The 18189-nt window shown below is 58.1% G+C and carries 12 protein-coding genes; 1 reads left to right on the forward strand and 11 read right to left on the reverse strand.

What is annotated here, in order from left to right; all coding sequences use genetic code 11:
- Positions 1 to 55: 55 nt before the first annotated feature.
- Together GURA_RS17740 and GURA_RS17745 are read right to left on the reverse strand one after the other, a co-directional pair.
- Positions 56 to 262, reverse strand: a complete 207-nt coding sequence (locus GURA_RS17740; protein ID WP_041245538.1) for a hypothetical protein — start codon at positions 260 to 262, stop codon at positions 56 to 58.
- A 97-nt stretch (positions 263 to 359) separates the two neighbouring features.
- The gene (locus tag GURA_RS17745; protein WP_041245539.1) at positions 360 to 830 is read right to left on the reverse strand and encodes a hypothetical protein; all 471 of its coding nucleotides are present in this window, start codon (positions 828 to 830) and stop codon (positions 360 to 362) included.
- Positions 831 to 864: 34 nt separating this feature from the next.
- Between GURA_RS17745 and GURA_RS17750 the strand changes: the two genes are divergently transcribed.
- Entirely contained in the window at positions 865 to 1527 is a 663-nt protein-coding gene (locus tag GURA_RS17750; RefSeq protein ID WP_041245540.1) for a DUF5666 domain-containing protein, read from the forward strand.
- A 358-nt stretch (positions 1528 to 1885) separates the two neighbouring features.
- Here GURA_RS17750 and GURA_RS17755 read toward each other — a convergent pair whose 3' ends face one another.
- The 9 genes from GURA_RS17755 to GURA_RS17795 form a co-directional block, all read right to left on the reverse strand.
- Positions 1886 to 3541, reverse strand: coding sequence for an acyl-CoA mutase large subunit family protein (locus GURA_RS17755; protein WP_011940297.1), 1656 nt, complete (start codon positions 3539 to 3541; stop codon positions 1886 to 1888).
- Between the two features lie 40 nt (positions 3542 to 3581).
- On the reverse strand, positions 3582 to 3986 hold the full coding sequence (locus GURA_RS17760) for a cobalamin B12-binding domain-containing protein (RefSeq protein ID WP_011940298.1): 405 nt from the start codon (positions 3984 to 3986) through the stop codon (positions 3582 to 3584).
- 176 nt (positions 3987 to 4162) lie between these two features.
- Positions 4163 to 7735, reverse strand: coding sequence for a pyruvate:ferredoxin (flavodoxin) oxidoreductase (gene nifJ, locus GURA_RS17765; protein ID WP_041245541.1), 3573 nt, complete (start codon positions 7733 to 7735; stop codon positions 4163 to 4165).
- A gap of 146 nt (positions 7736 to 7881) precedes the next feature.
- Positions 7882 to 10131, reverse strand: coding sequence for an NADP-dependent malic enzyme (locus tag GURA_RS17770; RefSeq protein ID WP_011940300.1), 2250 nt, complete (start codon positions 10129 to 10131; stop codon positions 7882 to 7884).
- Positions 10132 to 10295: 164 nt separating this feature from the next.
- Positions 10296 to 11168 carry a succinate--CoA ligase subunit alpha gene (gene sucD / locus GURA_RS17775; protein ID WP_011937101.1) on the reverse strand — a complete coding sequence of 291 codons (873 nt, stop codon included), beginning with the start codon at positions 11166 to 11168 and terminating at the stop codon, positions 10296 to 10298.
- A gap of 12 nt (positions 11169 to 11180) precedes the next feature.
- Positions 11181 to 12347, reverse strand: a complete 1167-nt coding sequence (gene sucC / locus GURA_RS17780) for an ADP-forming succinate--CoA ligase subunit beta (RefSeq protein ID WP_011937100.1) — start codon at positions 12345 to 12347, stop codon at positions 11181 to 11183.
- Positions 12348 to 12514: 167 nt separating this feature from the next.
- Positions 12515 to 15403 (reverse strand): ATP-binding protein, encoded by a 2889-nt coding sequence (locus tag GURA_RS17785; RefSeq protein ID WP_011940301.1) that lies wholly within the window; start codon positions 15401 to 15403, stop codon positions 12515 to 12517.
- 126 nt (positions 15404 to 15529) lie between these two features.
- On the reverse strand, positions 15530 to 17254 hold the full coding sequence (locus tag GURA_RS17790) for an acyl-CoA carboxylase subunit beta (RefSeq protein WP_011940302.1): 1725 nt from the start codon (positions 17252 to 17254) through the stop codon (positions 15530 to 15532).
- 79 nt (positions 17255 to 17333) lie between these two features.
- Positions 17334 to 17897, reverse strand: a complete 564-nt coding sequence (locus GURA_RS17795) for a helix-turn-helix domain-containing protein (RefSeq protein WP_011940303.1) — start codon at positions 17895 to 17897, stop codon at positions 17334 to 17336.
- Between the last annotated feature and the right edge of the window lie 292 nt (positions 17898 to 18189).

Here is an 18189-nt window from a genome sequence, read left to right on the forward strand (position 1 = left end):
GAAGGGAATCCCCGACATAACCGATGCCGTCAGGGCGCTGCGCATTGCGCTGGGATTAGCCGTTCCCTCCCCCGAAGAGCTTCTGCACGGAGATGTGGCGCCCCTTGTTGCGGGCGTACCGTCCCCGGACGGCAAGATAGACGTTGCCGACGTTCTGGTCATTCTCAGAAAGGTGATCGGTTTGGCGAGCTTCTGATCCAAAGGCCGGCAAGTGGATCTGTACTTCTAACGGAACCTGATTATAACCAATCTTCCGCACCATTCTTCTCCCCCTCCCTTGATGGGAGGGGGCGGGGGGGAGGGTGAAGAGGAAGTTCTTCAGAAACAGCAGATTGCACCCCCACCCCAGCCCTCCCCCATCAAGGGGGAGGGAGTTTTTGGGACTTTCGGAAGATTTGTTCTAATCGGCAAATGGAATAAGCACCATCACCGGAGATTGCCATCATGACGAAAAGGAAATTTATGAAGTCATATCCAGTAATGCTTATGCTGATAAGCGCCGCAATCAGTGGGTCCCTGGCGTTTGGCACGGCGTGGGGTGCGGTCGTACCGCCTCCCGACTTGCTCCCCCTCAACCAGATGCCGGTCCCGGAACCTCCGGCGCCGAAGAAGAGGTTGAATCCATCCTGCTGTTCAAGTGTGAGAGCCGTACCGTCACCACCCAGAAAGCGGTCGAACGGAGTCTGATCTGCAACGAGGGTAGCCTCGTACAACTGTATGGCAAGTCCCCAGAAGAGTGAAAAGTTCTCTTCCATCTGGGAGAAGCCATCCGGCGTGACCTGCACGGAGTTCCACAGTTTATTTGCTGCAGGAGCTGTTTCAGGCAACATCTTCACGCTCAACGGGCCAAACGGGGGAGTAACGGTGAAAACTGCCTCTGCGGTCTTCCTGAAAGGGGGGAGCGCGGCGACCTCTGCCATCGTCACCGCAGGGGCAAGGCTGGAAGTGGAGGGTTCGCTTGACGCCAGCGGCGCCATCGTTGCCACCAAGGTGTCCATCGAACTGGACAAAAACTTCAGACTGGAAGGAAATGCAGCTGCAGGCGCATTTAACGCCACCGCCAACACTCTCAGGCTGAACGGCGTTACCGTCAACATCGCTGCAACCACCCGGCTTGAAGACAGCTCCAGTGGCTCAAATACGGCCCTTTCCCTCTCCGGCATCGCAGCAGATGACCACCTGCAGATAAGCGGAATTGTCGATGCAGCAGGAACCGTGACCGCCTCTGAGGTGAAGAGAACCAAGCCAAGCAGTTTGACGTTTATCAAAGGTCCGGTAACGCAGAAAACCGCCACCACCCTGACAATCCTGGGAATAAACGTCGATACGAGTTCCATAACCCAGGCATCGAATTTCGTCGACGAAAGAACCGGTATCAAGATCCCCGGCAGCGGTACCGTCGCCCAGGCCCAGGCTGCCTTTTTTGCCCTGGTCACGCCGGGAAGCTCGTCGGTGAAAGCCAAGGGAACCATCATCGGCACCGCCATGGCCGCCAGCGAGGTGGAACTCGAACAGTCCCTGCAATGATGCGGGCCGCCGTACCGAAGCCAAGTTAACTTCAAAACTGGAAAGGGGTTACGGATAATTCCGTAGCCCCTTTTTTTCACATCTTCACAGTGTTGTCCGGTTAAGTTTTTGCAGTAAGGCTCAAACGCCCCAGAGGGGCGGTATGCATGTAGCCGGGGGATTCATCCCCCGGTTCAAAACATGAAAAATCCATCTCGTCACGTACGTGACGAGGTGAAATGGTGTCATTTGACCGGGGCATGAATGCCCCGGCTACCAGCATTCAGTCGCTACGCGACGTAAGCAAGAACCGGACAATGCTGACATCTTCCCGGATTTTATTTTGTCAGATTACAAGGCGTATCATATTATTAGGCTGTTACAGTACCACCGTCTCCCGATGGATGCCGAATATTCCACGGAATACATTGGCGATTTCGCCCAGGGTTGCGTAGGTCTTGACCGCATTGAGGATGTGCGGCATCAGGTTGTCCGTCCCCCTGGCGGCCGTCTCCAATTGGGCCAGAGCAGCCTTGACGGCAGCCTCGTCACGCTTGGCCTTCATGGCGGTCAACGAGATTTTCTGGGCACTCTCCACCTCTTCCTTTATTTTGAGCAGCTCCGGGGCTGCCTCGTCCTTGATGGTAAATTTGTTGACCCCCACGATCACCAGGTCGTTGGACTCGATTCCTTTCTGGTAGGCATAGGCCGAATCCTGGATCTCCTTCTGCTGGAAACCTTGCGAAATGGCCTCCACGGCGCCCCCCAACTTGTCGATCTTCTCAATGTACGCCATGGCGGCTTTTTCGATCTGATCGGTCATAGACTCGACAAGGAAAGAGCCGGCCAGCGGGTCGATGCTGTCGGCAACGCCTGATTCGTAGGCAATGACCTGCTGGGTGCGCAGGGCGATGCGGACCGAATCTTCGGTCGGCAGGGCAAGGGCCTCGTCGCGGGAGTTGGTGTGCAGCGACTGGGTGCCACCCAGCACAGCGGCCAGGGCCTGGATGGTGACGCGCATGATGTTGTTGTCCGGCTGCTGGGCGGTGAGGGTGCAGCCGGCGGTCTGGGTGTGGAAGCGTAGCATCTGGGACTTGGGGTCCTTGGCGCCGAAACGCTCCTTCATGATCCTGGCCCAGATGCGGCGGGCGGCGCGGAACTTGGCCACCTCTTCCAACAGGTTGTTGTGGGCATTGAAGAAGAAGGCCAGGCGCGGGGCAAACTCGTCCACATTGAGACCGGCCTTGATGGCGGCATCCACGTAAGCGATGCCGTCCGCCAGGGTGAAGGCCACCTCCTGCACCGCGCTGGAGCCGGCCTCGCGAATGTGGTAGCCGGAGATGGAGATGGTGTTCCACTTGGGGACAAAGTCCTTGCAGTAGGCGAAGATGTCGGTGATGATCCTCATGGACTCTTTCGGCGGATAGATGTAAGTGCCGCGGGCCATGTACTCCTTGAGGATGTCGTTCTGGATGGTGCCGGAGATCTTGTCGGCCGATACTCCCTGTTTCTCTGCGACGGCAATGTACATGCAGAGCAGGATGGCGGCGGTGGAGTTGATGGTCATGGAGGTGGAGACCTGGCCCAGCGGAATGCCGTCGAAGAGCATTTCCATGTCGGCCAGCGAGTCGATGGCCACGCCGACCTTGCCGACCTCGCCCATGCTCATGGCGGCGTCCGAGTCGTAGCCCATCTGGGTGGGCAGGTCGAAGGCCACTGACAGGCCGGTCTGCCCGGCGGAGAGCAGGTATTTGTAGCGTTCGTTGGATTCTTTGGCCGTGCCGAAGCCGGCGTACTGGCGCATGGTCCAAAAGCGGCCGCGGTACATGGTGGGCTGTACGCCTCTTGTATAGGGGTATTGGCCGGGAAAGCCAAGCTGTTCATCATAACCCGGATAGTTGAACTCCGGCGTGAAACAGCGCTCCATCTCGGTGTCGGAGGTGGTGCGGAATTCGGCCATCCGCTCCGGCGCCTTGGCAATATTTTTAGCTACAACGGTTTCGTTCCATTTCTGTTTGCTGTCAGTGATGCTCATGCCTTTCCCTCACTTGTTAGTATCGATGCTGTTAAAAAAGCTATACCCGAGGCGGCACGTTCTCCCTGACCCAGGCTGCGATAGCTTCGGTAGACGTGCCGGGAGTGAATATCTCACAGATGCCGGCGGCCTTGAGCCCCGGGATGTCGTCTTCCGGGATTACGCCTCCACCGAAGACCTTGATGTCGGCGGCTGATTTTTCCTGCAGCAACTGGCAGACCCGCGGCAACAGGGTATTGTGGGCGCCGGACAGGATCGACAGGCCGATACAGTCCACGTCTTCCTGAATGGCGGCAGCTACGATCTGTTCCGGTGTCTGATGCAGTCCGGTGTAGATGACCTCGAATCCCTCATCACGAAAGGCGCGGGCGATGATTTTGGCCCCCCGATCGTGGCCATCCAGTCCCGGTTTGCCGACAAGTATGCGTAATTTTCTCTCTGCCATTACTAATATCCCCTTTGATCGTGATGAATTAACCTAAACCGAGAAGACGCACCAAAAGTAGGCGCTTCTAAGCGAAGTTCGCAAAGAATTCAAGCATTTATGTTTCTCTCTCTGTTGAAGTTTATTGTTTTCCTTTGCGTTCTTTGCGTCTTTGCGGTTCAACTGCCGTTTCAGATTTACTTCCCGTACGTCAGTGCCGCCAGTTTTTGATAATACTCGAACCGACCGGCAGTCCAGGCGCTTGCCTTCTCCATCAGCCGGGCCGATGCTTCGGGGTTGATCTTCTTCAGCACCCGGTAGCGATTCTCGCCGTTGGCAAACTCCTCGAAGCTGGTGGTGGGCGCCTGGCTGTCCAGTTGCAGCGGGTTCTTCCCTTCGGCGGCCAGGGCCGGATTGTAGCGGTAGAGAGGCCAGTAACCGGAGGAAACCGCCCTCTTCTGCTCATCCACGGCGGTGGTCATGTTGATGCCGTGGGCGATGCAGTGGGCATAGGCGATAATGATGGACGGCCCGTCATGGGCCTCGGCCTCCATGAAGGCCTTGACCACCTGGCCGGGATTGGCAAGGGACACGGCTGCCACGTAGACATGGCCGTAGGCCATGGCCATCATCCCCAGATCCTTTTTGGCCATGACCTTGCCGCCGGCGGCGAACTGGGCAACGGCGCCGATCGGGGTGGACTTGGATGCCTGACCGCCGGTATTGGAGTAGACCTCGGTGTCCAGCACCAGGATGTTGACGTTCTTGCCGGAGGCGATGACGTGGTCGAGGCCGCCATAGCCGATGTCATAGGCCCAGCCATCGCCGCCGATGCACCAGACCGATTTCCTGACCAGGTAATCGGCCAGCGGCAGCAGCTGCACCGCCGCCTTCTCCGTGCAGCCCGTCAGGGCCTGTTTCAGTTGTGCAACCCGCTCGCGCTGCTGCTCGATTTCGGCCTGTCCGTTCTGACCGGAGGCGAGGATCTCCTTCATGAGCGGTATGAGCGGTGTGCAGGAGTTGCAGCCGCAGGTCAGGAGTTCGGTCAGCAGTTCCCGGGCCGATTCGGTGAATTTGTCCACCGCCAGACGCATGCCGAATCCGAACTCGGCATTGTCCTCGAACAGGGAGTTGGACCAGGCCGGACCGCGGCCGTCGGCACGCTTGGCCCAGGGGGTGGTAGGCAGGTTGCCGCCGTAGATGGAGGTGCAGCCGGTGGCATTGGCGATCATGGCCCGGTCGCCGAACAACTGGGAGAGGAGTTTCAGGTATGGCGTCTCGCCGCAGCCGGCACAGGCGCCGGAGTATTCGAAGACAGGCCGGACCAGCTGGCTGCCGCGCAGGGTATCGAGCTTGAGCAGGGCCGGGTCCATATCGGGCAGCGCCAGGAAGAATTCGTAATTGGCCGCTTCGGCGGCCCGCAGCGGCGGCTGGAACTTCATGTCCAGGGCCTTGTGTTCCGGGTTGGCCTTGTCCCTGGCCGGGCAGTTGTGGGCGCAGGCGCCGCAGCCGGTGCAGTCTTCCGGGGCGACCTGGAAGGTGATTTTCATCTCCTTCACTTCAGCGATCCTGGAATCGGTGGATTTGAAGGTGGCCGGGGCGCCCTTCAGACACTCATCAGGATAGGCCTTCACACGGATGGCTGCATGGGGACAGACAAAGGAGCAGATGGCGCACTGGATGCAGAGCTTCTCGTCCCAGACCGGGATGTCCACGGCGATGTTGCGCTTTTCAAACTGGGAGGTGGCGGTCGGAAAGGTGCCGTCGATCGGCATGGCGGAGACCGGCAGGTCGTCGCCGAATCCGGCGATGATTTTACCTGTGACTTCCTGGACGAATTTCGGGGAGTTCCCGGATACCGACGGCGGCATTGTTATGTGACTGGTGGCCTTGGCTGGTACCGCGACTTCGTGGATGTTCTTGAGGGCTTCATCCACGGCGGCGTTGTTCATGGCAACGACCTTCTCGCCGGCCTTGCCGTAACTCTTCTTGATTGCGCCCTTGATTTCGTTGATCGCCTGCTCAAGCGGGATGATGTTGGAGATCTTGAAGAAGGCGGTCTGCATGATGACGTTGATGCGGGCGCCGAGGCCCAGTTCCTCGCCCAGCTTGATGGCGTTGATGACGAAGAATTTGAGCTGTTTGTCGATGATCTGCTGCTGCACCTCCACCGGTATCCTGTCCCAGACCTCGCCATGGGCGAAGGGTGAGCAGAGCAGGAAGGTCCCCCCCGGCTTGGCCTTGCTGAGCATGTCGTACTTTTCCAGGAAGGTGAAGTTGTGACAGGCGATGAAGTCGGCGTTGTCGATCAGGTAAGGGGCATTGATCGGTTGTGTGCCGAAGCGCAGGTGCGAGGTGGTGATGGAACCGGCCTTCTTGGAGTCGTAGACGAAGTAGGCCTGGGCAAAGTTGTTGGTGGTCTCGCCGATGATCTTGATCGTGTTCTTGTTGGCGCCGACGGTGCCGTCGGAACCGAGGCCGTAGAACATGGCCTCGTAGGTGCCGTCCATCGCATTGCGGAAGGCGGGGTCGAATGCGAGGCTGGAATTGGTCACGTCCTCATTGATGCCGACCACGAAGTTCTTCTTCGGCTTGGTGTCTTTAAGGTTGTCGAAGACCGCCTTGGCCATGGACGGGGTGAACTCCTTGGAGCCTAGGCCGTAACGGCCGCCGACGATGGTGGGGTAACCGGCCAGCTCGCAGATGCCGTCGGCCATGGCTTCGCCGATGGCGGCGCGCACATCCAGGTAGAGCGGCTCTCCCAGAGAACCGGGCTCTTTGGTGCGGTCGAGGACGGCGATCTTCTGCACGGTCTTGGGGAGCGCCTTTATAAAGGCGTCCAGCGGGAAGGGGCGGTAGAGATGGACCTTGACCACCCCGACCTTCTCCCCCTGCTCGACCAGCGTTTGCACGGTTTCCTGGACGGTGTCCGCCCCGGACCCCATGATGACGACCACCCGTTCGGCATCGGTTGCGCCGACGTACTCCACCAGTTTGTAGCTGCGGCCGGTGATGCTGGCAAATTTATCCATCTCCTCCTGGACGATGTCGAAGCAGGCCGGGTAGAACTGGTTGACCGTCTCGCGTCCCTGGAAATAGACATCCGGGTTCTGGGCGGTACCGCGCATGACGGGGCGGTCCGGGGAGAGGCCGCGGCTGCGGTGGGCGTTGACCAGCCGATCGTCGATCATGGCGCGCATGTCGTCGAAGGTCAGCTCCTCCACTTTCTGTACTTCGTGGGAGGTGCGGAAACCGTCGAAGAAGTGCAGGAACGGGACCCGTGAACGGAGAGTGGCGGCCTGGGCGATCAGGGCAAAGTCCATCACCTCCTGGACGTTGTTGGAGCAGAGCATGGCCCAGCCGGTGGAGCGGCAGGACATGACGTCGGAGTGGTCGCCGAAGATGGAGAGCGCCTGGGTTGCAATGGCGCGGGCCGAGACGTGGAAGACCGTTGAGGTCAGCTCGCCGGCGATCTTGTACATGTTGGGGATCATGAGCAGCAGCCCCTGGCTGGCGGTGAAGGTGGTGGTCAGGGCGCCGGATTGCAGGGCACCATGCACGGTGCCGGCGGCGCCCCCCTCGGATTGCAGTTCCGACACCAGCGGCACGGTGCCCCAGATATTCTTCTCACCCACGGCGCTCTTGGCATCGGAGATCTCACCCATCACCGACGAGGGGGTGATCGGGTAGATGGCGATGACTTCATTGGTGGCATGGGCCACGTGGGCGGCGGCGGTGTTGCCGTCGATGGTTACCATTTTTCTGGTCACTATTTTGGTCTCCTGTGAAATATGTGGTTATGTAGGGGCGGGGTCTCCCCGCCCTGGGTCTCCCCGCCCTTGTTGCATGGGCAAAAAAGGGCGGGAAGGCTCCGCCAAAAAAGGGCGGGAAGACCCCGCCCCTACGGTACATCGGTTCAGATATTCTGCACATCCACCACGGCAATCGCCGCCATCTTGACAATGTCATCCACGCTGTCCCCCCGCTGCAGAACATGGACCGGTTTGTTCATCCCCATCAGGATCGGGCCGATCGCCTCGGCGCCGCCCAGGTGATGGAGCAGCTTGTAACAGATGTTGCCGGAGTTGAGATCGGGAAAGATCAGGATGTTGGCATTTGTCTTGAGCTTGGAGAAGGTGAAGCCTTCGAGCAGCTCCGGAACGACGGCCGTATCGGCCTGCATTTCACCTTCGACGATCAGCTCCGGCGCACGCTCCTTGACGATCTCCACTGCCCGCCTGACCTTGAGTGCCTGGGGATGCTTGACCGAGCCGAAGTTGGAGAAGGAGAGCATGGCGACCCGTGGTTCAAGATCGAGCATGCGCACTTTCTCGGCGGCGAGGATGGCAGTTTCTGCCAGTTCCTCGGCAGTCGGGTCAATGGTGACGGTTGTGTCGGCCAGAAAATAGACATCCTTCCTGGAAACCATCATGTAAAGACCATGAACGCTCGACAAACCTTGCTGCTTGCCGACAACTTCCAGCGCCGGTCGGATCGTCTCGGGATAATGGGTGTCAATGCCGCCGAGCAGTGCGTCGGCGTCGCCCATCCGGACCATCATGGAACCGAAATGGGTGCGCGACTTGCGGCGCAGAATGCGTTGTGACTCGGAGAGGGTAAGCCCCTTACGCTGCCGAACCTGGTAGAGTTCCGCGGCATACTTCTCGGTCAGTTCCGAGTCGGCAGGATCGATGATCGGCACGTCCAGTTCGATAGCAAGTTCAGCCATTTTTTGCAGGATTTTGGTGCGGTCGCCGATCAGGACCGGCCTGGCGATTCCTTCCTCCACCAGTTCCTTGGCGGCCCGGAGAATTTTCTCGTTTTCGCCTTCCGGGAAGACGATTTTCTTCGGATCGCTCTTGGCCTTGTTGATGATCATGCGCATGATCTCTTTTGATTTGCCCTGGGTTTTCTCCAGATGCTCGATGTACTTGGCCATGTCTTCAATCGGCTGGCGGGCAACACCGCTGTCCATGGCCGCCTGTGCGATGGCCGGCGCCACGTGCAGGAGCACGCGCGGATCGAACGGCTTGGGGATGATGTAGTTGGGGCCGAATACGAACTTCTGGTTGCCATAGGCCTTGCAGACGGAGTCGGGGCATTCTTCGCGGGCCAGCTTTGCCAGGGCCTTGACTGCGGCCAGCTTCATCTCTTCGTTGATGCAGGTGGCGCGCACATCCAGGGCGCCACGGAAGATGAAGGGGAAACCGAGGACGTTGTTGACCTGGTTGGGATAGTCGGAGCGGCCGGTGGCGATCATGACGTCGCTGCGGACGGCAAGGGCCGCTTCCGGTGTGATCTCCGGGTCCGGGTTGGCCATGGCGAAGATAACCGGATTGGGGGCCATGCTGGCTACCATCTCGGGGGTAAAGGCTCCTTTGACCGAGAGGCCGAACAGGACATCGGCCCCGTCGGCGGCCTCCTCCAGGGTGCGGAAGTGGGTGTCGGCGGCAAAGAGCTCCTTGTAAGGGTTCATCCCCTCAACCCGCCCCTTGTAGATGACCCCCTTGGTGTCACACATGATCATGTTGTTCGGCTTAACCCCGAGGGCGATAGCCAGCTTGGCGCATGAGTTGGCCGCTGCGCCTGCCCCGTTTACCACAATGCGGATGTCTTCGATCTTCTTGTCAACCAGGTGCAGTGCATTCAGCAGTGCTGCCGAGGAGATGATGGCGGTGCCATGCTGGTCGTCGTGGAAGACCGGGATATTCATGGTTTTCTTGAGGGTCTCTTCGATGTAGAAACACTCCGGGGCCTTGATGTCCTCGAGGTTGATGCCGCCGAAGGTCGGCTCCAAGAGCTGGCAGGCCTTGATGATCTCATCTGGATTTTCGGTGTCCAGTTCGATGTCGAAGACGTCGATGTCGGCAAAGCGCTTGAAGAGTATCCCCTTCCCTTCCATGACCGGCTTGCCGGCAAGGGCGCCGAGATTCCCCAGGCCGAGGACGGCGGTGCCGTTGGAGACGACGGCGACCAGGTTCCCCTTGGCTGTGTATTTGTAGGCATCTTCGGGATTTTGCTGAATGGCCAGGCAGGGTTCAGCCACGCCCGGAGAATAGGCCAGCGACAGATCGGCGGCTGTCTGGCACGGTTTGGTGGAGATTACTTCTATTTTCCCTTTACGCCCGATTGAATGATAGTCAAGGGCGTCCATTTTTTTGCTCATATGCTTTCTCCCCAATCGTTATTTTTGTAAAATCTTGCCTAATATAGAGGCATTTCATAACTCCCCCCAGCCCCCTCTTAACTTAAGAGGGGGGACAACCGCGTGATTTTCTCCTCCCCTTAAGTTAAGGGGAGGTCGGGAGGGGTTATGTGGCTGGGCCTGCCTTACGGCTTATAGATCTTCAACAGCGCCTGGGCCATCTCGGCCGGACTGGCCGCAACGCTGATGCCGCACTCTTCCAGCACCGCCACCTTTTCCGTTGCCGTGCCCTTGCCGCCGGAGATGATCGCCCCGGCATGCCCCATGCGCTTGCCGGGAGGGGCGGTGACCCCGGCGATGTAGGCCGCCACCGGCTTGGTCATGTGCTCTTTTACGAAGTAGGCCCCCTCTTCCTCGGAGGTGCCGCCGATCTCGCCGATCATGATGACTGCTTCGGTGTCCGGGTCTGCCTCGAACATCTTTAGTACGTCCAGGTGATTGGTGCCGTTGACCGGATCTCCGCCGATGCCGACACAGGTGGACTGGCCGAGCCCGAGGCTGGTCAGCTGCCAGACTGCTTCGTAGGTCAGGGTGCCGCTTCTGGAGACGACGCCGATTTTGCCGGGTTTGTGGATATAGCCGGGCATGATGCCGATCTTGCACTGGCCGGGGGTGATGACGCCGGGGCAGTTGGGACCGACCAGACGGGTCTTTTTCCCCTTCATGTACTGCTTGACTTTGACCATGTCCAGGACGGGGATGCCTTCGGTGATGCAGCAGACCAGTTCGATGCCGGCGTCGACTGCTTCCATGATGGAGTCGGCGGCAAAGGGTGGCGGGACGTAGATGACGGAGGCGGTGGCGCCGGTTTGCAGAACGGCCTCCCTGACCGTGTCGTATACGGGAAAGCCGTCTATGGTTGTGCCCCCCTTGCCGGGGGTTACGCCGCCGACCATCTGTGTGCCGTATTCGCGGGCTCCCTGCGCATGAAACAGGCCGGTGGCGCCGGTGATCCCCTGGGTGATGACCTTGGTGTCTTTGTTGATCAGAATGCTCATTGCTCTCTCTCCTTAGCAGGCTACCACGGCCTGGACGATTTTTTGGGCTGCGTCGGCCATGCCGTCGGCGGCAACGATGTTGAGACCGCTTTCTGCCAGGATCTCCTTGCCCCTGGCTACGTTGGTTCCTTCCAATCGTACCACCAGCGGTACGTTGAGGGAAACCTGCTTGGCGGCTTCGACGACGCCGGTGGCGATGATGTCGCATTTCATGATGCCGCCGAAGATGTTGACCAGTATCCCTTGCACGTTTTTGTCGGAGAGGATGATCTTGAAGGCTTCGGTGACGCGCTCGATGGTGGCTCCGCCCCCGACGTCGAGAAAGTTGGCCGGATCGCCGCCGTAATGCTTGATGATGTCCATGGTGGCCATGGCCAGGCCGGCGCCGTTGACCAGGCAACCGATGTTGCCGGTGAGGGAGATGTAGGAGAGGTCATGCTGTGAGGCTTCGACTTCGTTGGGGTCTTCTTCGTCGTAGTCTCGCATGTCGCCGAGCTTGGGGTGACGGAATACGGCGTTGTCGTCGAATCCGAATTTGGCGTCCAGTGCGAGCAGCTCGTCCTCGGCGGTGATCACCAGGGGGTTGATCTCCAGCATGGAGCAGTCGCAGGCGATAAAGGTCTTGTAGAGACCTTGAAGCACTGAGACGGCCTTGTTCACCAGTTTTCCGCCCAGTCCCAGGCTGAAGGCGATCTTGCGGCATTGGAATGCGGTCAGGCCGACCAGGGGATCTACTGTTTCGGTGAAGATCTTCTCGGGGGTTTGGGCGGCAACTTCTTCGATGTCCATGCCGCCTTCGGTGGAGGCCATGACGGTTACCCTGGAGCTGCCACGGTCGACCACCAGGCTGACGTACAGTTCATTGGCGATGTTGCAGCCGTTTTCCACCAGCACCCGGGTGACGACCTTTCCTTCGGGGCCGGTCTGGTGGGTACGCAGGGTCATGCCGAGCATGTCTCGGGCTATTTTGCGCACTTCGTCGGCAGTACGGGCCAGTTTGACGCCGCCCCCCTTGCCGCGTCCGCCGGCGTGGATCTGGGCCTTGACCACCCAGGGACCTTCGCCCAGGCGCTTGGCCCATTCGCGGGCGCTGGCGCCGTTGTAACAGACGTGCCCGTCGGGAACTGGGACACCAAACTCTCTCAAAATTGCTTTTGCCTGGTACTCGTGAATGTTCATGGTTTCTCCTTGTTGAAATGCTTTTTCTGAAGCGGCCTAACCCTAAGCCGGACAAGCCGGAATCCCAATATCTGTCTTGCTTGAACACTTTGCTCACATATTGTAACGACTCAAGTCGTAAGAGACTGATAAACGGGATAAGTGCGTTAACGAAATTATTTTCGCGGCTACAACACGGCGTTGAGGTACTCGGTCGTCCGTGTGCGTGTTTGACGCTCAACCTCGATGGGGTCCACATCCACGAAGATCTCGTCCGGCGTGATCTTGAAGAGCGGTTGCCCCTTCTGGACGATGGTGCCGTCGCCCCCCTGCATGATGACCTTGTCGATGGTTCCGGAAAAGGGGGCGCAGATCTTGTTGAACATCTTCATGACCTCGATGATATAGAGCGGCTGCCCCTTTTCAAAATGCATCCCTTCGGTGACAAACGGAGGCATACCCGGAGCTTCCTGGCTGTAGTACATGCCGCCGCAGGCAGCAACGATCTCGTCGGCCCTGGTTGCCGGTGGCGGTACCAGCACCTTCTTCATCCGCGCCTGCAGGTCGGGGTCGGTAAGGTAGTCGGGAATGGTTATCTCCAGATCTTCCTCGACACGCAGCTCCCAGAATTTCACGTTTTCACCAATCAGGAACAGCATGCCGAGCAGTTCGAGACCGGCTTCGTAGCCAAAGTGGGCGGAGCGTATCTGCCCCCAGGTATCCTCGTCGAATCCCCCCTGTGGCTCCTCCTGCTTCAGTATGTCGTTGAGCTTGAAGTACTCGTCCCGGGCAAGCCCGAAATGTTCACGCAGGGTGCGATAGAAGTCGAGCGATTCCTGGAGCAGTTCATTGTCGTGGTCCCAAATATTGTCCGCTGCGGGCTTGTGGGGACGATACGACATGTGCAGGAATTCGTATGTTTCGCTCAGAACCCCCAGTGGATTTCTCAGCCAGACGATCTTGCCCTTTTCGAGGCGGAAGTTTTTGGTGTTCATGCTCAGCCAGCCAGAGAGCAGGTGCGGGTTGCCCAGCAGTCGCTCCATGGGTCGGGTAATCAGAATTCCCTTGCGGTCAAGCACTTGGGACATGCGCCTTGCAGCCTGGGGATTGGAAGGAAAAGCCGCTTCAATGCGCTTGGCATACTGTTTCTTCATCTGCACGAATGCAAATAGCGGATCCAGCTTGTTGGCCTCCTCCTTGAGGGTCCCCACCAGTGTCAGGTAGGGAACGACAAAGCGGGTGGTCGGCTTGGCATTTACGTTGCGGCCCAGGAACCAGTTGACCAGGCCGAAGTGGAATTCGAGATTGGTCGCCAGGTTGTCACCGTTGATGGTGGTGCTGCGAATGACCTCGGCCAGCCGCTCGTAGCTTTCCAGGCGGTCATTGCCGGTGGTCAGCAGCAGGGCGATATTGGAGTCGTACGCGCCGGCCACGTTGTATTTCATGAACTGGCAGGTGTCGGGATTCAACATGCTGATTCCCTGGTCATCACGGACCTCGCCCTGAATCGGCTTTGACCAGTAGCGGATCACGCCGCCGGCATTGGGGGAGAGTGAGGCATCGGTTGCGTTCAGACGCGCCTCGACGGAGGCGTTGAAGCGTACGATCCGCTCCGGCCTGGGAAGGCGCTTCTTGTGCCGTGCCAAGAGCGCCATTGCTTCCACCAGGGATTCGACAACGAAGAAGTCATCGGGATCTTCCGGATTGGTGAACTTCAGGCTGTAGCAGAGTTCGGTGACCCGGTGTTCCACCTGGATCCGGGTGTTCACCTCCATGAAGAAGTGACGGTCGCGGTCGACGATACACTCGAAGGTGGAGGCGGAATCGAGACCTACCGCCTTGCCGAAGCGCTCCGACTCCTCTTCCATATGTTGCAGTACCTTCAGGTCGCTCTCAAGGGCCTTGACCTCAGCCTGTTTACCTGCCGCCCCGGCTGTGGCAATGGCGGCCAGCAGCCCCTCATGGGTGACGGATACCTCCAGCAGCTTCTGCTCATGCATCTGGAGTGAACAGTCGCGCCCTCCCAAAGCGATACACCAGTCGCCGTTACCCAACAATTGAATCTCGTTGTGGCGGGTCTGCTCGATGTTCAGTTCCACGAGGACATTTTTGTTGTCACCGACGCCATTGGCCTTGACCTCGTTGAGTATCTCGCGGACAAGGCCCGGGGCCTCGGAGGCTGCCTGTTGGATGGTCGTGTCATCCAGCTTTTTGGCCGTCAGCAGGGCTGCGCCGAGGATACGCTGCCCCTTGCCGCCACCGCCGCCGATCGCCTTGAGACGGACCCGGCTGCGGGGATATTTTGTAAACATGGCGGCCACTTCCTGCTGAACCTGCGCGCAGAGCTCCTCCACCGAAAACAGATCGATCCCCTTGGCATAGGATGCGTACAAGATATGGTCAGCCAGATCCTCCAGGGAGATTATCTGATCCTTGCGAAGCTTCGGGTCACAGTCGAGCCCCTCCGCCTTCACCAGTGCCAGAAGCTTCTCCCGGCTCGGGTGTTTTTTTGCCAGGGTGCGGGCCGTGACATTGTCAATACCGGGGGTGACGCTGACGTCGACATTGAGGGCGGTCCGTTTGGCTTCGTCCTTCTTGCCGGCACCGTCCTGGGTGGCCGAACATGGGCCGATAAAGGTGAGCCCCGCCTTTTCGATGGCGTCCACGAACTCACCATCCTCGGCCATGAAACCGTAGCCGGCGAAGATGGAATCGTAACCGTTATCCTTGGCGATGCGGATGATCTGGTTGATGCGCTCGACACGCTCCTCCTTGCTGGCGCCGGTATAGTCGGGTACGCGGTGGACGCGCCGCGAGTCGGTAAGTGAACGCAACTCGGGCGCCAGTGCCCGCGGGTAGGCAATGGAATCCTTTTCGGACACAAGTATCCCGAAATGGCTGATTCCCATCTCGGCATAGACATCCATGGCCTCTTTACGGATCGGTCCGCGACAGACGATGAGCGGCTTCAGATCCTCGCAGGCAAAGGAGCGTACCCACGCGGAGGGCGATTGGCCGAGGCGGCGCCCCCTGTGGATCAGGGGATTGTTCTGGTAGTAATCAGCGGCTTGCGTCATTGGTTTCTCTCTCCAATTGGTTATCTGATTTTCGAGCTTCATAACCCCTCCCGACCTCCCCTTACCTTAAGGGGAGGAGGAATGCTCCCCCTCTTAGGATAAGAGAGGGGTGGGGGGAGTTAAGAATCAATAAAACTCACGATGCACGGCTTGTAACGGTCCAGCCTTGTAATGCCTGAGGAAGAAATTCATATTCTCCCCCAGAACCTTGCGCAAATCGGTAGGCATGACCAGGGAGGAGATCGACCCGAGGCTTAGAGCCTCCCTGGGATTCATCAACTCCTTTTCATAGCGTAGATTAAGAGCGCTTTCCTGACTCTTCAGCCACTCGGCGGCCTCCATTTCCGCATCGTTTCTGGCAGCGTCTTCAGCGGCACCCGCCTCCAGGCGCTCCCGAATGCCCAGTTTTATGCGTTCGACGACAGCGTTGCGCAGCTTGCGGAGCTCATCCTTGTAGACGAACTCCTTTCCGGCTGGGCCCATAACCGCCAGACGGGTTGTCGGCAGGGCCAGGACCAGATTGGCGCCGGTCGGGTAGTTGTTGTAGGAGGCATAGGCCCCGCCGTAGGCATTGCGAAGGATCAGCAGGATGCGGGGGGTCCTGATGTCGACGATGGAGTCAAGCATGGCACGACCGGCCTGGACGATACCGCGGGCCTCCTGTTCGCGCCCCGGCAGGAAGCCGGTGGTGTCTTCCATGAAGATCATCGGGATGTTGTAAATATTGCAGAAGCGATTGAAGCGGGCGACCTTGTAGGCCGCATCGCAATCGATCTGACCGGAGTCGACCGCGCTGTTGTTGGCGACAAAGCCTATGACATTGCCACCCAGGCGGCCGAAGGCGGTAATGACATTCCGGGCGCGATCCCGTTGCATTTCGAAATAATCGCCATGATCGCAGATCTGCTGAATGATGATCGACACATCGAAGGGGGTATTGAATCCGGTGGGTGAGTTGAAGGCCTTCTTGAGCAGGGTGTTGATCTCCCACGTCTTCCTGTCGAGGGGATCGCTCGTCTCCTGAAATGGCGCCAGGACACCGTTGTTGTCGGGCAGGTAGTTGAGCAACTGGAGGGCGGTTCTCAGGGCGGCAACCTCGTCCTCGACGGTGAGGTCGGCAACGCCCGACTGGCCATGGACCATTGGTCCGCCCAACTCCTCGGGGGTAATGTCCTCACCCAGCACCGACTTGACGACACCGGGACCGGTAAGACCGAAGAAGGTGTCCTTGGGCTGGATGACGAAGCTCCCCTGGCGGGGGAGGTAGCTGCCACCGCCGGCATTGAAGCCGAACATGCACATGATGCTGGGGACAACGCCGCTGATCTTGCGCAACGCGGTGAAAGCCTCTGCATAGCCGTCAAGACCGCCGACGCCGGCCGGCACATAGGCGCCGGCGCTGTCGTTCATGCCGATCAGGGGAATCCCGTTTTCTCCGGCCATCTCGAACAGGCGGGCCAGCTTTTTGCCGTTGGTGGCATCCATGGAGCCGGCGCGCACGGTAAAGTCGTGTCCGTACACGGCCACATCACGACCGTTGATGTTGATGATGCCGGTGACCAGCGACGCGCCATCGAGGTTTTTTCCCCAGTTCTGAAACAGGATGTTGGGCTCCTGCTCCGTGAGGACCTTGATCCTTTCCCAGACGGTCATACGTTTCTTGAAGTGCTGTTTCTCGATCTGATCGATGCTGACCGATTTTATCGGGCGCCGTATCAGGTCGTACCCTTCCTGCATCGCCTCTTCGTACCCCCCTGTTGCGCGGGAGATCTCGCCAGGGATGTTGAATTCGATCTTACTGGGTGCCTTCAAAGGATTTTTCAGTACGGGTAAAATCGCTTTCCGGGACATCTTCACCATCCTTTCGTTACGTGTGATATTTCAACAATAAATGCGGGTGATACGGGGTTGAATTGGAGTGTTTTCCATGCTACCGCATGACCACGACCATGACCTTGACTTCGTCGCACGCTGATGAAAGCAGGCGGTGCTTGAGGTTGGCATCGAAATACACACTGTCTCCTTCGTTGAGAACTATTCGCTGGTCATCGAGTAATAGTTCGGCAGTGCCTTTCGTGACGAAGAGGAACTCTTCCCCGTTGTGGCTGTAGACATCCGTGTTTGTGACCTTTTCGTTAAGCGTAAGGAGGAACGGATCCATCCTTTTGTTCTTCTTGCGGACAGACAGGGATTCATAGAAATATCCATGGTTGCTGCCGTCCCGAGAGACAACCCTGGGAATAACGGTGCGCTCGTTACACCTGAGAACCTCAAAGGGGCATTCTTCTTCTGACTCGATGAAAAAATGGCCGATTCTTACACCAAAAAAATGGGCAATTTTATCAAGCGTGGCGATGGGGGGGGAAATGTTGTTGTTTTCGATCTGGGAAAGTAGTGCAGTAGAAAACCCCGTTTCATTGGCCACATCCTGCAGAGTCAGTTTAATCGCACGACGGAGCTCTTTGATCTTGGCTCCGATATTGTAGTCAGGCATGCTTACCCCATCAAATCAATCATTTACCGATAACGGGCACCGCAATGTCCGTGGACCCCCAGGTGCAAAAATCACGATGATCATTGTTTTACAATCAACCTATTTATCAAAGATAAAATATTTTATTTTAGATAAAAAAGTCAATCATATTATTTTATTTTTGGTAAATAATTTTATTTTAGATAAACAAGGTGGGTGCAATAAGCGAATACCGGATATAATTCAACAGCTTAACAGATGTTACCGTTTTTGAAAAAATGAATATTGTTCCGGTGGCTAAACATGTAAAACA

Source organism: Geotalea uraniireducens Rf4 (assembly GCF_000016745.1).
Taxonomy (GTDB): domain Bacteria; phylum Desulfobacterota; class Desulfuromonadia; order Geobacterales; family Geobacteraceae; genus Geotalea; species Geotalea uraniireducens.

Excerpts from the sequence above, each read along its gene's own strand:
- GURA_RS17790 (WP_011940302.1), bottom strand. The coding sequence starts at position 17,254 with ATGTCCCGGAAAGCGATTTTACCCGTACTGAAAAATCCTTTGAAGGCA.
- GURA_RS17795 (WP_011940303.1), bottom strand. The coding sequence starts at position 17,897 with ATGCCTGACTACAATATCGGAGCCAAGATCAAAGAGCTCCGTCGTGCG.
- sucC (WP_011937100.1), bottom strand. The coding sequence starts at position 12,347 with ATGAACATTCACGAGTACCAGGCAAAAGCAATTTTGAGAGAGTTTGGT.
- GURA_RS17760 (WP_011940298.1), bottom strand. The coding sequence starts at position 3,986 with ATGGCAGAGAGAAAATTACGCATACTTGTCGGCAAACCGGGACTGGAT.
- sucD (WP_011937101.1), bottom strand. The coding sequence starts at position 11,168 with ATGAGCATTCTGATCAACAAAGACACCAAGGTCATCACCCAGGGGATC.
- GURA_RS17770 (WP_011940300.1), bottom strand. The coding sequence starts at position 10,131 with ATGAGCAAAAAAATGGACGCCCTTGACTATCATTCAATCGGGCGTAAA.
- GURA_RS17745 (WP_041245539.1), bottom strand. The coding sequence starts at position 830 with ATGTTGCCTGAAACAGCTCCTGCAGCAAATAAACTGTGGAACTCCGTG.
- GURA_RS17785 (WP_011940301.1), bottom strand. The coding sequence starts at position 15,403 with ATGACGCAAGCCGCTGATTACTACCAGAACAATCCCCTGATCCACAGG.
- GURA_RS17740 (WP_041245538.1), bottom strand. The coding sequence starts at position 262 with ATGGTGCGGAAGATTGGTTATAATCAGGTTCCGTTAGAAGTACAGATC.
- GURA_RS17755 (WP_011940297.1), bottom strand. The coding sequence starts at position 3,541 with ATGAGCATCACTGACAGCAAACAGAAATGGAACGAAACCGTTGTAGCT.